Genomic DNA, 15,256 nt, shown 5'->3' with positions numbered 1-15,256 from the left:
CTACCGTAGTGACAATCGTCGATCTTGCGGCGTTGCGGCGCGATATCGCGTCAATCAGTGAGAAGAATGCGCAAGCGTCGCAGCGATCTGCCTTTGACTTCGGCGACGAAGCTGTTGATCGTGTTTTTCGCGAAGGTATGCAGCGTGGAGCAGTGCATGAAATCTTCGCCGACGAAGCTGGAGATGCAGGAGCGGCAACAGGATTCGTCATTGCCCTGGCGCTTAGAGCATCGGCTGATCATAGCCCGATTCTTTGGCTGGAAGAGGATTTTACCGCGCTGGAGCACGGTTTTCCCTATGCGCCCGGCCTGCAGAGTATAGGTTTCGATCCGCAAAGGCTGGTTATAATACGCTGTGCCTCATCACAGGATGTCTTGAAGGCAGCATCCGACTGTCTCGGCATTCGTGGCACAGGCGCGGTTATCATTGCACCCTGGAGCAATCCGAAGTGCCTTGACCTGACAGCTTCGCGCAAATTGCTGCTGACGGCACAACAAACAGATGTACCCGCCTTTCTTCTCCGGCTGGGTGCCATCCCTGGTGAAAACGCTGCTGTCACACGCTGGCTTATCCGTTCTGCTCCATCGCAATCGAGCGGTGCCAATGCACCCGGCTATCCCGTGTTTGACACCAACCTCATACGCAACAGGCAAGGCATGACGGGGCATTGGACCCTGCAATGGGAAAGTGATCATCATGTTTTCAGACAGCTCCACCCTGTTTCTGGCGCTGTGGTTTCCACACCTGCCCACCGATCGCCTCAAACGCGAAAATCCCGAGCGCGGCCATACTGACCAGCACCTGATTGTCGTGGACAAGATTGCAAATGCCCTTCGATTGACGGCCGTCGATGAAAGGGCTGCAAAGGCAGGTCTGCACATGGGCCTTGCACTGACCGATGCGAGAGCCCAATTCGACCATCTGGATATCGCTTTCGCTTCTCCACGCAAAGACAAAGCCCTGCTTGAAAGATTGGCCGACTGGTGTGACCGCTACACTCCGCTTGTCGCCTTCGATGAGCCGCATGGCCTCATTCTCGATATGACCGGGTGCATCCATCTTTTTGGAGATGAACCCTCTCTCGTTAAAGACATACATAAACGGCTGCACCAGCATGGCATGATCGTCAGAAGCGCTCTTGCATCGAATGCCGCAGCTGCCAGGGCCTTGGCCCGGCATTCGCAGGGCGGGGTGGTGAACCGGCAGGAACAGCAGCGCAGGCTTTATGCCCTCCCGCTCGTCAGCCTTGCCATTGAAGAGAACCACCTTGCCGGCCTGAAGCGCGCCGGATTGCGCAGTATTGGTGATGTGGATGTTTTGCCCAGGGCAGCGCTCACGGCCCGCTTTGGAAACCGGCTCGTCAACAATCTCGATGCAATGTTCGGCAGGCAAAACGAGCCGATTTCGCCACGCCGCATCATTCCGGTCTGCATGGCTGAGCGCCGCATGGCCGAACCACTCATCGCCATGGAGTCCGTCGAGCTTGTGCTGCAATCCCTGGCCAGGGACCTTTTCCTGCGCTTGCAGCAAAAGGTAGAAGGGGCACGGGAAGTCGAAGCCAGTTTCTTTCGGGCAGACGGAAATGTGCGGCGTATCAGCATTCAGACTGGACGGCCGGTCACAGAAACGAAGACGCTCTTGCGATTGCTGAAAGAGCGGCTCTCCACCCTCAATGATCCCCTTGATGCGGGCTATGGTTTCGACCTTATCAGACTGGCTGCTATACGTGTCGAAAGGACCCAGGCAACACAGGAAAGCCTCGACAACAGGGCGCAGGAAACAGGTGAAATCAATACCCTTGTCGACCGGCTTTCTATAAGGCTCGGTAATGCTCGCGTCCTGCGGCCAGTTCCGGTTGACACACACATTCCCGAACGCGCCGTTTCGCTCGAACCTGCCGCTCATGCAAGGCATGCTGATACTGTTGAATGGAATTCTGCGCAGGCTCGTGAAAACCCGCCGGAGCGCCCCATCCGGTTGTTTGAGCCTCCCGAACGTATCGATGCAACTTTTGAAATACCTGATGCCGCACCTGCACAGTTTGTCTGGCGAAAGGTCCGTCACACCATCGTCATGGCCGAGGGTCCGGAGCGTATTGCCCCTGAATGGTGGCGCGAACATGCTGGCGCATTGACCCGGGATTATTACCGGCTTGAGGATTCTGCGGGAAAGCGCTTCTGGGTTTTCCGGGAAGGATTGCATGAGCGCGGCAATCCTAACCCCCGCTGGTATCTGCATGGTCTCTTTGCATGAAACCGGATTACACCGAGCTTGCTGTCACCAGTAATTTTTCCTTTCTGGAGGGCGCATCTCATCCGGAAGAGCTGGTAAAGACTGCCGCTATACTCGGACTTGCCGGCCTTGGCATAGCCGACCGCAACACTCTTGCCGGCGTGGTGCGAGCCTATTCTGCGCATAAGGAAATAACAGAAAAATTGGAGCTTGGGCTGAAGCTTTTCATAGGCTGCCGGCTGGCTTTCATCGACGGCACACCAGAACTTCTGGTCTATCCGCGCGATCGTGCCTCCTATGGTCAGCTTTGCCGCCTCTTGAGCGAAGGCAAGACACGTTCGGGTATCAAGGGGGAATGTCATCTGGTGTTTGAGGATTTCTTCTTCCGCGCCAAGGATTTTCAGATCGCCGTCATGCCTCCTGTCAAACCGAATGAAAGGCTGGTCTCATGTCTCAAAAAACTCAACATGGCAGCACCAGGCTCAGTCTGGCTTGGTATGGCCATGACGCATATTGGTGCAGACCAGAGGCGTGGTGAAAGGCTTGCCCGTATTGCTTCTGAAACTGGCGTTCCCCTGCTGGCGCTCAATGATGTGCTCTATCACAGCCCTTCCCGGCGCCCCCTGCAGGATGTCCTCACCTGCATCCGTGAACATACCATCATCGATATCGCCGGACGCAGGCTGGAAAAAAATGCGGAACGGCATCTGAAAACACCCGATGAAATGGAGCGCCTGTTCCGCAATTTTCCCGCAGCTCTTCTTGAAACCCGTCGCTTTGTCGAGCCTATATGCTTTTCCCTCGATCAACTGAAATATGATTATCCCGACGAGCCTGTCCCTCCAGGCAAGTCACCGCAACAGCACCTGATCGATGAGACGTGGAAAGGCGCTGCAAGGCGTTATCCTGCGGGCATTCCGGACGAGGTGCGCAAGCTTCTGGAAAAAGAGCTTACTTTGATTGGGCAGCTCCGGTATGCGGCTTATTTCCTGACAGTCTACGACATTGTCACCTATGCCCGCTCGAAGGATATTCTGTGCCAGGGGCGCGGTTCTTCGGCGAACTCTGCCGTCTGTTACTGCCTAGGCATCACAGCTGTCGACCCGGTCAGGATCAATCTCCTGTTCGAACGTTTTCTCTCGGTCGAACGCAAGGAACCCCCGGATATCGACGTCGATTTCGAGCATGAGCGGCGAGAAGAGGTGATGCAGTATGTCTATGGGCGTTACACACGGGAACGGGCCGCCATCGTTGCCACTGTCATCAGTTATCGTCCCCGTAGTGCTATTCGTGATGTAGGCAAGGCCTTGGGCCTGGCCGAAGACATTACTGCTGCACTTGCCAATACGGTCTGGGGCAGTTGGGGGTCAGCGGTTGAGAAACAGGAGGTTCGGCAGGCGGGGCTTGATCCGGACAATGTCATGATCCGCCGTGCGGTCAAACTGGCGACAGAACTGATTGGCTTTCCGCGCCACCTGTCCCAGCATGTCGGTGGTTTTGTCCTGACCAAATTGCGGCTTGATGAAACGGTACCGATTGGTCCCGCTGCAATGGCGGATCGCTCCTTCATCGAATGGAACAAGGACGACATCGATGCACTCAACATCATGAAAGTCGATGTTCTGTCGCTGGGCATGTTGACCTGCATTCGCAAGGCTTTCGACCTGATCCATTTGCATGGTGGCAAGCGGTATGAATTGGCAACTGTCCCTGCGGAGGACAAACAAGTCTATGACATGCTCTGCAAGGCCGACTCTCTCGGCGTTTTCCAAGTGGAAAGCCGCGCACAGATGAACATGCTGCCGCGGCTCCGGCCCAGGAGCTTTTACGATCTGGTGATTGAGGTCGCCATTGTCCGCCCGGGCCCCATTCAGGGAGACATGGTCCATCCCTACCTGCGGCGTCGCAACGGGATTGAAAAGGTCTATTATCCATCGCCTTCTCCCGAAAAGGGTCACAGGGACGAATTGCGTAATGTCCTGGAAAAAACCCTTGGCGTCCCCCTGTTTCAGGAACAGGCAATGCGCATCGCCATTGAAGCGGCCAAATTTACCCCTGATGAAGCCAATAAACTTCGCCGGGCCATGGCGACTTTTCGTAATGTCGGGACGATCCACACCATGCAGGAGCAAATGGTGGAAGGCATGGTGCGCCGTGGTTACGAGCGCAAGTTTGCCGAAAATTGTTTCAATCAGATAAAGGGGTTTGGTGAATATGGCTTTCCTGAAAGCCACGCGGCCAGTTTCGCCATTCTTGTCTACATTTCATCCTGGATCAAATGCTATCACCCGGCAGCTTTTGCGGCGGCATTGTTGAATTCCCAGCCGATGGGCTTCTATGCGCCGGCGCAGATCATCCGTGATGCGCGGGATCATGGCGTTAAAGTGCGGCCCGTCGACGTCAATTTCAGTGAATGGGACAATACGCTTGAACGTGTGGATGCAACTCGGCTCGCTTTGAGGCTGGGATTTCGGCAAGTAGAGGGTTTTTCAAAGGCCTGGGCCGATGAAATCAGAACAAGGCGTGGGGATCGTTATGCAGGCATTGAGGAGCTGCGCCGTCTCACTCGGCTCGGAAGACGTGCTTTTGTCCTGCTTGCCGATGCCGATGCATTTCGTTCGCTCGCCATCGATCGGCGCGAAGCGCTTTGGGCAGTTCGCCGTTTTCCTGACAACGAAACTTTGCCTCTCTTCCAGGCCGCTGATGCCAATGAGCTTGCACGCGAAGCAGAAACCAGATTGCCTGGAATGAAACTGTCGGAACATGTGATTGCCGACTACGAATCCACGCGTTTCTCCCTGAAAGGCCACCCGATGCAATTCCTGCGCAACATGCTCAGCGTAGAGAATGTTGTAACCTGCAGGCAGGCCAATGGCTTGGCCAACAATACGCGGGTAAAGCTTGCGGGAGTCATCACCGTCCGCCAGAGACCTGGCAGCGCAAGTGGCGTGGTCTTCATGACAATTGAAGATGAGACCGGAATCGCCAATATCGTTATCTGGCCGAAGCTGATGAAGGCCTATCGCAAGGAGGTCATGGGGGCACGCCTGATCTTGATAGAAGGGACAGTTCAAAGCGCCGACAATGTCGTTCACATCGTGGCTGGGAAACTTATCGACCGCACAGAAGATCTCTACAGTCTTTCCGAGCAGCGTCCCGAAATGCCCGTGTCACGCAGTGATGAAGTGCGCCACCCTGTTTCTGACGAGCAAAGAGGCACTCATCCGCGCAAGGTTCGTATTTTGCCTAAATCGAGGGATTTTCACTGAACGGCTCAGGCCCGCCTGCTCTCCTTGGCCATTGCGGCCCTGTCGATAGCCGTAATCATGCATATTTCCAGATCGCCTAGTCCATCCTTGATCTCGGATACCGAGATACCTGCAGCTTCTGCATCCGCTGCGCACTTGGCTGCCAATTGCTTCGGCCGGCGGTCATGATGCGCCATATCCGCAGGGCGGCTGGCATCAACATTTGCCGATATCCAATTATTCACGAAGTCGATCGCTCTTTGGCTCATGCTTTCCTCCTTGGCATTGCCAATTCCCGAACAAAACTTTCGGAAAGGGAGAAGGTTGCGAAAATCGCCCTACTGGAACAAAGAATATGCCGATATCCGACATATATCCAGTGGTATGGCACGTCACAAAAATAGCAGCCGACCATGGAAGCGCCGGCTGCTTTTCACCAATACTAGCGTCTCAGGCCCTATCAACGATCTTTTTCACCGCATCCTTGGCCTTACCTTTGGCCTGTTGGGCCTCGCCCTTCATTTCCTGAACCTTGCCTTCGGCTTCCAGCCTTTTCGAGCCAGTCGCCTTGCCGGCTGCCTGCTTTACATTGCCCGCTGCCTTGTTTGCCATCCCGGAAACTTTGTCACTTGTGCTACCCATCGATAGACTCCCTGAACATTCACTTACCCGGGATAAACGATGAGCTTTGGATTTTTGTTCCGCGCATGATTGGATTAACTCGTTGAAAAATATTAACTAATTGATTGATCCGTACGCAAATAGCCCGGTGCCCACGGGGGAACAGGCACCGGGCCTTATGCTGCCGATCAACGCTTCGATCAGCTACAAGAAAACGTCACAGACTCGTCTTGGTTCCGAGTAGCGAGCTTGCGTTCTGCAAAATACAGACCTTGTCCATTTCACCCGCCAACATGCTCGATTGCCGCCTCGATGGATGTGGAAAAATGACAGTTGCGCGTAGATCCTACGATCTTATCGCCATCGACCCTGTCTGAATCCTCGGCCCAGTAGCCAACGACGATCTTGACCCGGCCATTGCGCCGCCTGATCCGGCGCACGAGATAGCGTGCATGCGCCATCGACGAGGCGTTGAGATAGCTTACATAGATCGCGCTGACGCCGGCGAAATCGACCTTGTTGATATTGGCCGCTTCGAGTTCATCATGCGTTATGTCATCAACCTCGAAATCCTGGCGCTCAAGCAAGTCTCCCACGATTACGGCCGCCGCATCGTCGAGATCGCCGCGCCCGCCAGCTGAGATAATCTTCTGCGGGCCTGCGGTCTTTGTCTTTTTACCCGGGGTCTTGGCGTTGTCGCTGTTGTCCGGCTCCGTTTCATCCTCTTCAGCGTCGTCAACCTCGTCATGATGATCGGACAGGTTCTCCACCAGCAACATCATGCTCTGAGCAACACGGTTTCGCCGCGTTGCGTCGAGAATGCCACGGCTTCTGTCATGTTCAGCCAGTAGGAGCGCTGGCATGGCAACCGAAGAATAGTAATCCATGATCGTCGCGGACTGCAGATACTCCTCGGCCTTCTCCGTCGCTTCATCGGGATCACCTGACAGGAGCCTTTGATAGAGCTGTTGCGGTGGCAGCAACACAGGTTCGTTTCCAAGGAGCACATCAAGAAACTCGAACTTCGGCACATGGCGACCCAGGACGACAAGGCACACTGTAAGTGGTGTCGACAGGATCAGTCCGATCGGTCCCCAGATCCACGTCCAGACAATTGCCGCCATCAGGATCGCTACGGGTGAAAGACCGGTTTTCGAACCGTAAAGCAACGGCTCCATGATGTTACTGCTTATCAGCTCGAGCACGATGAAAAGCGTCGCGGTCCAGACCAGCAGCATCCATCCCGGATCGACCGCAAGCGACAGGATAAGCGGAAAGGCGGCAGCAATGATCGGGCCAATATAGGGTACGAACCGGAGCACAATCGCCAGAAGCCCCCACAGCATGGGGTTGGGGATTCCGATGAACCAGAGCCCTATACCGATCGGTACGCCAAAACTGACGTTGATGATAAGTTGCATCAGGAGATACTGTCCGACACGTTTGCCCGCATCGTGCAATGCTGTTGTGGTGCGGTGGATATCACTGGCGCCAACCAGCCTGATGAAGCGATCACGCAAATCTTCCCGCCGCATCAGCATGAAGATAACCACGACGATGACGATGCCGATTGTCGCCATTGGCTGGATCAACGGTCCGGCGAACGTCTGCAGCAGACTCAAAGGATCAGGGGGTGGGTAGCGTATTTCCACTGGGACAGGTTTGTTCGGGTCTTGCCCACGCAAGGGTGGTGCGGGTTCGCGCTGGGCTTCAATGTTCTGCGGTGGTTGCCGTTGCGGATCGGCGCTCTGCGCTGCATCGCCATCTGTTGCAAACCGCTCAACTTCATCCGAGCGGCCAATTTCATCGTTGAGCCGCTTGAACATCCGCGCGGCACGATCGAAGATGCTATTGCCCGACTGCGCCTCCTTGACCGTGTGTATCTTGGTTTCGAGATTGTATTGATAGCTCGGCAGATTCTGGGCGAGCACCGTAAGCTGGCTCACAACAATGCTCACGAAGACGAAAATCACCAGGAATGCGGTCACGACCACACTGATCACCGCGACGACTTTGGGAACGCCGGACCGGTACAGGGATGTTACCAATGGCGACAACGCAAAGGTCAGCAGCAGGGCGAGCGCCAAGGGAACAAATATCTCGCGCGCGAAATAGAGTGCCGCCACGACGGCGATGGCAACCACCACGGGTGGGAACTGATTGGCGCTGTCCGCGTCCACAGAAGCCGGCGAATATATCGATCGTTGGGTGACCCGTTCAACGGCGCGGGTTGACTTCCCTCCAGTATTTTCAGAAGGCATGAACGTCCCCCGGTAATGAATGCATGAATACCTTCTCCATCGAAGCCGGACAGGAACGAAGTCCGCTCCGTTTGGTTGCATCTACTCTGCAAATCTTCCCCGCGCACTTCAAGTCATTGGAACCAAATCACCAGTTTGCGTGTTTGGCCTCTACTGGGTCCTGATGGGAGAGAAAAATGCCCCTTACGACAATTCTGATCATAATCTTGATTCTGGCATTGATCGGCGTCTTTCCGACTTGGCCACATGCGAGAAATTGGGGCTACGGTCCGTCTGGTCTGCTCGGTATCGTCCTTGTCGTGCTGCTGATCCTGCTCTTGATGGGACGTATTTAGTGTTTGTCTGCCACCCAAGCCGGGTGAATTGAAAAGGAGTTTTCAGAAATGATGCGTGGTGCTTTGCTTTGGCTCATCGGATTGCCTCTCCCGATAATCCTTATCCTCTGGCTCTTGGGATATCTGTCCTAGAATTTGTGGACGAGAGTTATAAGTTCAACTTGCAGATGCTTTTGCAACGTGGAACAAATCATTACCGGTGCCGTCACCGGGCAACATATATTCCTTTTTTCTCAAGGAGTTCTCCATGGCCACCGCTTCTTCAAAAGTGCGCAAGATCGTCGACGACGCATCCGAAACCGATCCCGATTTGCAGGCTCAAGTTGCGGCATTGAAGGAAGACATTGCCAACATCGCAGCAACACTTGCCAAGATCGGAAAAAATACGGCGCGGGATGCAACCCGGAGTGCGGCCAGTTCCTATGAAACCGCAAAAGTTCGTGGCGAGGAGACACTGGACGACATTCGGTTGCATGCCCGTGAGCTCGAAGACCAGCTCGCTCAATCCGTTCGCGAGAACCCGTTGACGACCATTGCTGTCGCCGCGGGTGTAGGCTTCCTTCTGGCACTGATTGCCCGTCGCTGACATGTTGAAATTATTGACGCCGTTTTTGACCAGCCTGGCGGCCGGAGAGGTCGGGCTAGCGATAGCGAGGGCCAAGCGCAGCGCAATGTTCATGGCCATCATCGCCATCTTTGCGGCGATCGGTTGCTTTTTCCTGCTGGTAGCCGCTTATATCGTGCTCGCCGAACGATATGGCGAGATGCGCGCTTCATTGACCCTTGCCGGCTGCGGTTTTGGCTTGGCGATCCTTGCCTATGTCATCATGAAGATCTCAGAAGCCGTTGCGCGCAATCGTCAGCGCGATCGCGCCAAGGTTGAGACATCCACACTCCTGACCATAGCAGCACTTGCGGCGGCGCCAGCGGTGCTACGTTCGAGAGCTCTGCTCATGCTTGCCATACCGGTGGTAGCATTTGGCGGCCTATCGCTTTTGACAAAGAAGCGAACGCGGCGATCTGGTGGAACGGCCTCACCTCCATCAGCGGGTGACGGGATTTGAGCACTCAGCTTAATGGCATTGAAATCAGGGCTTCGACGCCTGTTCTGGGATAGCTTAGCCTGACACTGCTCGACAGAACCTTGTCCAGGCTTCGCTCGATCAACCTTTCGCCCAGCCCCCGCACCTCTGGCGGCGAGACGCGTGGCCCTCCAGTCTCGATCCAGTGTATGACCACGCGCGATTCATCCAGTCCCTGTTCAAGCTGCCAGGAAACCCGCACATGCCCGCTCGCCACGGACAATGCGCCATGTTTGGCTGCATTGGTTGCAAGCTCATGCAGGGCAATACCCAGTCCCAGGGCGTGATCCGGAGGTAGAACCATATCCTCACCCGCAAGCTCAACCTGTCGGGGATCAAACACGGCGTAGGGTTCGACCTGCTTTGTAATCAGATCGATCAGGCCTATGCCGCTCCACTCCCGGTCGGACAACAAGGTGTGCGCTTCAGATATGGCCCGCAAGCGACCGGAAAATGCCTCCATGAATTCTGCCGGATCTGACGTGCGATTGAGCGTCTGCCGTGCCAGCGATTGCAGCATCGCCAAGGTGTTTTTTACCCGGTGATTCAACTCTCGCAACAGGAGCCTTGTCTTTTCAGCCGCCTTCTTTGTTTCCGTGATATCTATGTTGACACCAACGGCCACCGCCGGCTTTCCCTTTGCGTCCCGCTCGAAGATACGACCGCGGCCCAAAAGCCATTGGCCGGAGGAAGCAGCGCGAAATTCGCCCACGTAGTCCTGGTTGTGTGCAATCGCGCGGGCGAAAGCAGATCTCATTGCCGGAAAATCGTCGGCATGCATCGCACGAAACACGTCTTCGCCGCTGATTTGTTGATCTGGGCTCAGTCCAAGCATGGTAAACGCCATGCGGTTCCCGGAGAACTTGCCCGTGCGCAAATCCCAGACCCAGCTGCCGACATTGCCAACTTCAAGCGCCATCGCGCTCTGATCCTCGTCCCGGTGGAATGTCGAAATCACATCGGCATCGGTGCGCAATTCCCGCCTGAATTCCAGTAATGACCCAGCAAGCCTTGCCAGCTGCATCAACTGGGTCTGCTGCACCTGCCCGAAATCAGCTCTCGGCGCGTTCGACATCACACTCAAAACGCCAACGCATTCCCCTGAAACACATATGGGTGCCAAGGCTGCGAACCGCAGGTTTGGCGCATGGGTCACCGCTTCGATCGTGGCAAAGCGGACATCTTCGGCAGCATTGAGTACAATCAGGCAATTTCGCTCAGGACCAACAAGCGCGCACGCTTCGATGACCCAGATATTTGCGTTGCCGAGGGATCCTGCACGTGTCAGGACCTGACTTTGATCCTCATGGACAAGGGATATCTGCGCGCCATCTGCCTCGGACATGGAGAGGGCGAGTTCGACGACATTGTTCAAACCTTCATCTTGCTGAAATTCGAGCTGCTTCAGCCCTGAAAGAACATCGATACGAGCCCCCCCTGACAAATATTCCACCGTATTTTCCGAAACATGTCTTGTTTTCATACCGACGCGACATCTCTCACCGAGCTGTCTTACCCATTACACCGAAACCATCCTAACCCATGAACGTCATCATTTCCGCTTTGTTCCTTGCCGGGAACATTTAAACGGCGGCGTCGTTTCTATTTTAACAAGCTGAGGAGGCCGCCATGCAAGATGCTCAAGACATCCTTTCCAACGAAAGTTTGAGCAGGAACGAGAAAATTTCCAAACTCAATGACCTCTTGAGTGAGGCGCGAGGTTTGCAACGCGCGGCAACGGAAGGCGGCATGGACCCGGAAGATGGCGTTACGAGGACGCTCCGCGATATTGAACTTGCGCTTGAGACGCTGAACGCCAACAGCCCCGAAAGCGGCGCGGCGACCCTTTGAGATCTGTCATGCTCATTCCTCCACACCGTCCTGCGCCTCTACCTCGGCCAGTGACGGGAAATCCAGGGTTACGACCGTTCCACCGCCGGGATTTGCGGAATAGCGCGCTGAGCCGCCATACTGCCGGCAAAGCTGATCCACAATGAGTGATCCGAGGCCTGACGCGTGTCCGGGACGTTTTTTCTGCAGCCCTACCCCGGTGTCCGCAATCTCCAGCTGAATGACGCCGTCAGTTCCGCGCGTGAGCGCAATACTGATTTCGCCGGCCTTCTTCACGGGAAAAGCATGCTTGATCGCATTCATGGTAAGTTCACCGATAATGATGCCGAGTGTCGTCGCGTCTCGAGAGCTCAGATTGATCGGGGCAAGATCAGCACGAATGCTGATCTCGCGATCATGGACATTGGCTTCCTTGATATCCGCTATCACATCCGGCAAGTATTCATCGGCGCGTATCGTTTCGTGATCCGCTCCTAGCCGCAAGCGCCGATGGGCGGAAGAGATCGTCTGGATGCGGTCCCGTGCAGCGCCGAGTGCCGCACGTATCTCCTCCGAGGAAACATCGCGCATCTGGATGCCAAGCAGTGAGGAAACGGTCGCAAGCGAGTTGCCGATGCGGTGATCCGAATCCTGCAGCAATGCTTCGACACGCGCCCGCTCGCGCTTGGCGACGAGCATTGCCTGCTCCAGATCCGCCGTCCGGCTCTGGACCATTTCCTCCAGCACTGATTTTTCGGAGAGCAGCGCCGACCGCCCCTCCGCCAGCTCACGAACATAGCGCCTGGTGCGGCTGACAAGGACCGAAGCCAGAATAAGCGCTCCGCCCAGCGACGACAATGAAGCAATCGTGAGCCAGCTTCGCATGCTGTTCATTGCGATGTTTCGCCCGATCAGTCTGCGATCTTCTTCGGCGAGAAAATCATTGACGGTCTTGGTGATTTCGGCGAGTTGCCCGATACCGAAATTTGGTCCAAGAGAAGCGAGCGCTTCAGCGTGCTTGCCGGTGAGCTCATATGAAATCGCTGTCTCGACCTTAGCCTGCTTATCTTTGACCAGATTCCGGATTTGGGCGATCATCGCCTGCTGACGGGCATTGTCTCTCGTCATTTCCGCAAGCGTGTTGAGATGTTCATCAAGGCGAGCAGCGGCATTCCGGTAAAGGTCAAGAAAATCCGTATGCTGTGTGAGGATGTATCCGCGCTGCGTGCTGTGAGCTCCGTTCACGAGCGTCAATGTGTTGTAAACCTGCTCGCGCACCTTGTAGGTCGCGATGATATCGTCGATCTGCTTGTTGAAACTGCGCGCAAGAATGATGGTGGATGCCGCCGAACCAATAATGAGACCAAGCGACAGGATAATCGCCAAGCCCCGGAGCGGCCGTTGGGAAACGTCGCCAACAAATTTGCGCCACCAATGCAAAAAGTCTTCCTCCCAATCGTTGATTAGTGGTCGTGCCCAGAAATTTGCGCGCATCGACAGCAAGAATTATTTTGCCGCAACACTATTTGCAACGACTCACGTGCGGCTAGATATAGGGTCGTGGTGCAGTACTTAAGCCCTGCCATCCGGATATTTCCATCAGCATCTGTTCATCAAGCACGTCGCAGCCGCGGTCCAGCCAGCGAAGCGCTCCACGGCTGGCAAGTTTCCGCAATGTCTTGTTGGTGTGAACGACGGACAGGCCAAGCGTGTCTGCCACGTGTTGCTGCGTAACGGGCACGGTCAGTTTGCCGTTCTTCACCATGTCCACCGATTTGGCGCGCTGAAAAATGAAAGCGAAAAGATAGGCCGCCCGCTCCAGCGCGGTACGCCGCCCTATGCTCAAGAGGATTTCGTCCAGCATCTGCTCCTCACGGGAGGCAAGCCAGGTGATGTCATAGGCGAGATTTGGAAAACTCCGGAACAGATTCGGCAGTTTGTCACGCTGGAAAACACAAAGGATCATCGGCGACAATGCTTCAATCGAATGCTGCATCTCCTTCATTACCGATCCCTGCAAACCGATGAGGTCGCCGGGCAAAACATAGTTGAGGATCTGCCGCCGGCCATCATCCAGGGTCTTGTAACGAAAACCCCAACCAGAGAGTACCGTGAACAGGTGGGCGCTGTTGGCACCCTCCACCAGCACGGTCGTGCCGGCATCGGCGACAAGTTCTCCTGTCTTGAATTCGGATAGGAAACTGATCTCTTCCTTGTCGTGCACCTGAAAGTGCGGAAATCGCTGCAAAGGACATTTCTCACACGGATACTGTCGTGCTGCCGAAGCCGTTTTTGGTTTCATCTTGGCTGCTCGGTTAATCATGGCAGCACGCTAGCATGTCGCTTGAGATTTACTCCAGATTTCTTCGACTTTGGTATGTCATAGTTAAATGCGCAGCCGGTGACTTATGTGCATATCTGCGTCTCGGGTCGTGACAGTACGACCCCTGGAGCAATGAACCATGGATATGACCGGCTTGCGGTTAGTGGTCCTTGAGGATGAGTATCTGATTGGACTGGAACTGGAACGGATCGCCATGGAGTGCGGGTCGAAATCCGTTCATCTTGTGACGACGATAGACGAGTTGACGGCCCTGGCCACTGGCGAGACAGAACTCGACATTGCGATTCTTGAAGTGGAGGCGCATGGCAAATCGTCGCTTTCGGTGGCTTCACTTTTGTTGCAGCGTGGCGTCCCTGTCATATTTTCCACGGCCTATGACCAGCAGCGAAACGGCATTGAAGGATTTCCGGATACGCCTGTCGTGTTGAAGCCCTATGGAAAGAGCCAGATTGTCAAGGCAGTGGAGTCTGTTCTTGATGCGGGTCAGGGCGGCGCGCCCTTATGCAAACTTGTTTGATGTTACCTGCGTTGCAATCGAATCCGGGCCGTAGTCGACCTCGCCCTGGACATTCAGCAGTTCTTGCAGCCGCGTTCTGGCACGACTGACCCTGCTCTTGATTGTTCCTACAGCACATCCGCAAATTTCGGCCGCCTCTTCGTAGGAGAACCCGGATGCTCCAACCAGAATGATGGCTTCACGCTGGTCGTCGGGGAGTTTGTCGAGCGCCTTTCGGAAATCCTGGAGATCAAGCGCACCATATTGGGATGGATGGACCGACAGCTGCTCCGTAAACACGCCGTCCGAATCCTGGACTTCGCGTCCGCGCTTGCGCATCTGGCTGTAAAACTCGTTGCGCAGAATCGTAAACAGCCAAGCCTTGATATTGGTGCCAGGCTCAAACGAATCTTGTTTGGCCCAGGCTTTCATGATCGTATCCTGGACAAGGTCGTCCGCACGATCAGGATTGCCAACCAGTGAAACAGCGAATGCCCTCAGCTTGGGCAGGGACGCAATCAGGCTTTTCTTGAAATCACTAGATTCATGTACCATTCAGCGGCCTGTTTAATTGGATGGCTGTGCATTGCGTTCAGCTTCATCGAGCTTCTCTAATAGATCCAGAAAACGAGCCGGGATTTCCTCCTCCTGTACGGATGCATAAAGTGCGCGCAGCTTCAAACCAATTTCTGTCTCCGCGTTTTTAATATCGCGGCGACGGACCCGCCCTTTCTCAAGGGCGGCAATGGAACTTTTTTTTGTATTCATCATCTAGTCTTTGCTGGTTTGGCCGCTGCGTTTGGAACT

At 55.0% G+C, this 15,256-nt stretch carries 16 protein-coding genes; 8 read left to right on the top strand and 8 right to left on the bottom strand.

The genetic code is table 11. The annotated features are described in order from the left end of the window. The first annotated feature begins 8 nt into the window (after nucleotides 1-8). The 3 genes from K9U38_RS06640 to K9U38_RS06630 are packed head-to-tail and all read left to right on the top strand — an operon-like array spanning nucleotide 9 to nucleotide 5,501. Entirely contained in the window at nucleotides 9-794 is a 786-nt protein-coding gene (locus K9U38_RS06640; protein ID WP_224493564.1) for an ImuA family protein, read from the top strand. Then, nucleotides 697-2,253 (top strand): Y-family DNA polymerase, encoded by a 1,557-nt coding sequence (locus K9U38_RS06635; protein WP_224493563.1) that lies wholly within the window; start codon nucleotides 697-699, stop codon nucleotides 2,251-2,253. Before K9U38_RS06640 ends, K9U38_RS06635 begins: the two co-directional genes overlap by 98 nt. Continuing rightward, nucleotides 2,250-5,501: an error-prone DNA polymerase gene (locus K9U38_RS06630; protein ID WP_224493562.1), complete on the top strand. Its 3,252-nt coding sequence runs from the start codon at nucleotides 2,250-2,252 to the stop codon at nucleotides 5,499-5,501. Before K9U38_RS06635 ends, K9U38_RS06630 begins: the two co-directional genes overlap by 4 nt. 5 nt (nucleotides 5,502-5,506) lie before the next feature. Here the strand turns inward: K9U38_RS06630 and K9U38_RS06625 are convergent, their stop codons facing one another. From K9U38_RS06625 to K9U38_RS06615, 3 genes are all read right to left on the bottom strand, one after another. Further along, the gene (locus K9U38_RS06625) at nucleotides 5,507-5,749 is read right to left on the bottom strand and encodes a DUF768 domain-containing protein (protein WP_224493561.1); all 243 of its coding nucleotides are present in this window, start codon (nucleotides 5,747-5,749) and stop codon (nucleotides 5,507-5,509) included. A 181-nt stretch (nucleotides 5,750-5,930) separates the two neighbouring features. Continuing rightward, nucleotides 5,931-6,122 (bottom strand): CsbD family protein, encoded by a 192-nt coding sequence (locus K9U38_RS06620; RefSeq protein ID WP_224493560.1) that lies wholly within the window; start codon nucleotides 6,120-6,122, stop codon nucleotides 5,931-5,933. A 260-nt stretch (nucleotides 6,123-6,382) separates the two neighbouring features. Beyond that, on the bottom strand, nucleotides 6,383-8,362 hold the full coding sequence (locus tag K9U38_RS06615; protein WP_224493559.1) for an AI-2E family transporter: 1,980 nt from the start codon (nucleotides 8,360-8,362) through the stop codon (nucleotides 6,383-6,385). A 176-nt stretch (nucleotides 8,363-8,538) separates the two neighbouring features. Between K9U38_RS06615 and K9U38_RS06610 the strand changes: the two genes are divergently transcribed. From K9U38_RS06610 to K9U38_RS06600, 3 genes are all read left to right on the top strand, one after another. Continuing rightward, a complete protein-coding gene (locus K9U38_RS06610) occupies nucleotides 8,539-8,697 on the top strand; it encodes a DUF3309 family protein (protein WP_224493558.1) in 159 nt (52 codons plus the stop codon). Between the two features lie 247 nt (nucleotides 8,698-8,944). Continuing rightward, the gene (locus K9U38_RS06605) at nucleotides 8,945-9,283 is read left to right on the top strand and encodes an ElaB/YgaM/YqjD family protein (protein ID WP_224493557.1); all 339 of its coding nucleotides are present in this window, start codon (nucleotides 8,945-8,947) and stop codon (nucleotides 9,281-9,283) included. 1 nt (nucleotide 9,284) lies between these two features. Next, nucleotides 9,285-9,761 carry a hypothetical protein gene (locus K9U38_RS06600; RefSeq protein WP_224493556.1) on the top strand — a complete coding sequence of 159 codons (477 nt, stop codon included), beginning with the start codon at nucleotides 9,285-9,287 and terminating at the stop codon, nucleotides 9,759-9,761. Between the two features lie 4 nt (nucleotides 9,762-9,765). Here K9U38_RS06600 and K9U38_RS06595 read toward each other — a convergent pair whose 3' ends face one another. Continuing rightward, nucleotides 9,766-11,232 carry an HWE histidine kinase domain-containing protein gene (locus K9U38_RS06595; protein WP_224493555.1) on the bottom strand — a complete coding sequence of 489 codons (1,467 nt, stop codon included), beginning with the start codon at nucleotides 11,230-11,232 and terminating at the stop codon, nucleotides 9,766-9,768. A gap of 176 nt (nucleotides 11,233-11,408) precedes the next feature. On the opposite strand from K9U38_RS06595, the gene K9U38_RS06590 reads away from it, so the two are divergent. After that, on the top strand, nucleotides 11,409-11,630 hold the full coding sequence (locus K9U38_RS06590) for a hypothetical protein (RefSeq protein WP_224493554.1): 222 nt from the start codon (nucleotides 11,409-11,411) through the stop codon (nucleotides 11,628-11,630). Between the two features lie 12 nt (nucleotides 11,631-11,642). Here K9U38_RS06590 and K9U38_RS06585 read toward each other — a convergent pair whose 3' ends face one another. Together K9U38_RS06585 and K9U38_RS06580 are read right to left on the bottom strand one after the other, a co-directional pair. Next, entirely contained in the window at nucleotides 11,643-13,049 is a 1,407-nt protein-coding gene (locus K9U38_RS06585; RefSeq protein WP_224493553.1) for a sensor histidine kinase, read from the bottom strand. 106 nt (nucleotides 13,050-13,155) lie between these two features. Further along, on the bottom strand, nucleotides 13,156-13,911 hold the full coding sequence (locus tag K9U38_RS06580) for a Crp/Fnr family transcriptional regulator (protein WP_224493552.1): 756 nt from the start codon (nucleotides 13,909-13,911) through the stop codon (nucleotides 13,156-13,158). A gap of 160 nt (nucleotides 13,912-14,071) precedes the next feature. Here K9U38_RS06580 and K9U38_RS06575 point away from each other — a divergent pair, with 160 nt between their 5' ends. Then, on the top strand, nucleotides 14,072-14,470 hold the full coding sequence (locus tag K9U38_RS06575; RefSeq protein ID WP_224493551.1) for a response regulator: 399 nt from the start codon (nucleotides 14,072-14,074) through the stop codon (nucleotides 14,468-14,470). On the opposite strand, the gene K9U38_RS06570 is transcribed toward K9U38_RS06575, so the two are convergent. Both K9U38_RS06570 and K9U38_RS06565 read right to left on the bottom strand, forming a co-directional pair. Continuing rightward, nucleotides 14,453-15,004 carry an RNA polymerase sigma factor gene (locus K9U38_RS06570; protein WP_224493550.1) on the bottom strand — a complete coding sequence of 184 codons (552 nt, stop codon included), beginning with the start codon at nucleotides 15,002-15,004 and terminating at the stop codon, nucleotides 14,453-14,455. The two genes, K9U38_RS06575 and K9U38_RS06570, sit on opposite strands and share 18 nt — an antisense overlap. A 12-nt stretch (nucleotides 15,005-15,016) precedes the next feature. Further along, nucleotides 15,017-15,217 (bottom strand): NepR family anti-sigma factor, encoded by a 201-nt coding sequence (locus K9U38_RS06565; RefSeq protein ID WP_224493549.1) that lies wholly within the window; start codon nucleotides 15,215-15,217, stop codon nucleotides 15,017-15,019. Nucleotides 15,218-15,256 lie beyond the last annotated feature (39 nt).

Source organism: Phyllobacterium lublinensis (assembly GCF_020164435.1).
GTDB lineage: Bacteria > Pseudomonadota > Alphaproteobacteria > Rhizobiales > Rhizobiaceae > Phyllobacterium > Phyllobacterium lublinensis.
This window is presented reverse-complemented; position numbering and strand designations above follow the sequence as displayed.

Excerpts from the sequence above, each read along its gene's own strand:
- K9U38_RS06635 (WP_224493563.1), top strand. The coding sequence starts at position 697 with ATGTTTTCAGACAGCTCCACCCTGTTTCTGGCGCTGTGGTTTCCACAC.
- K9U38_RS06630 (WP_224493562.1), top strand. The coding sequence starts at position 2,250 with ATGAAACCGGATTACACCGAGCTTGCTGTCACCAGTAATTTTTCCTTT.
- K9U38_RS06625 (WP_224493561.1), bottom strand. The coding sequence starts at position 5,749 with ATGAGCCAAAGAGCGATCGACTTCGTGAATAATTGGATATCGGCAAAT.
- K9U38_RS06620 (WP_224493560.1), bottom strand. The coding sequence starts at position 6,122 with ATGGGTAGCACAAGTGACAAAGTTTCCGGGATGGCAAACAAGGCAGCG.
- K9U38_RS06615 (WP_224493559.1), bottom strand. The coding sequence starts at position 8,362 with ATGCCTTCTGAAAATACTGGAGGGAAGTCAACCCGCGCCGTTGAACGG.
- K9U38_RS06610 (WP_224493558.1), top strand. The coding sequence starts at position 8,539 with ATGCCCCTTACGACAATTCTGATCATAATCTTGATTCTGGCATTGATC.
- K9U38_RS06605 (WP_224493557.1), top strand. The coding sequence starts at position 8,945 with ATGGCCACCGCTTCTTCAAAAGTGCGCAAGATCGTCGACGACGCATCC.
- K9U38_RS06600 (WP_224493556.1), top strand. The coding sequence starts at position 9,285 with ATGTTGAAATTATTGACGCCGTTTTTGACCAGCCTGGCGGCCGGAGAG.
- K9U38_RS06590 (WP_224493554.1), top strand. The coding sequence starts at position 11,409 with ATGCAAGATGCTCAAGACATCCTTTCCAACGAAAGTTTGAGCAGGAAC.
- K9U38_RS06580 (WP_224493552.1), bottom strand. The coding sequence starts at position 13,911 with ATGAAACCAAAAACGGCTTCGGCAGCACGACAGTATCCGTGTGAGAAA.
- K9U38_RS06575 (WP_224493551.1), top strand. The coding sequence starts at position 14,072 with ATGGATATGACCGGCTTGCGGTTAGTGGTCCTTGAGGATGAGTATCTG.
- K9U38_RS06570 (WP_224493550.1), bottom strand. The coding sequence starts at position 15,004 with ATGGTACATGAATCTAGTGATTTCAAGAAAAGCCTGATTGCGTCCCTG.
- K9U38_RS06565 (WP_224493549.1), bottom strand. The coding sequence starts at position 15,217 with ATGAATACAAAAAAAAGTTCCATTGCCGCCCTTGAGAAAGGGCGGGTC.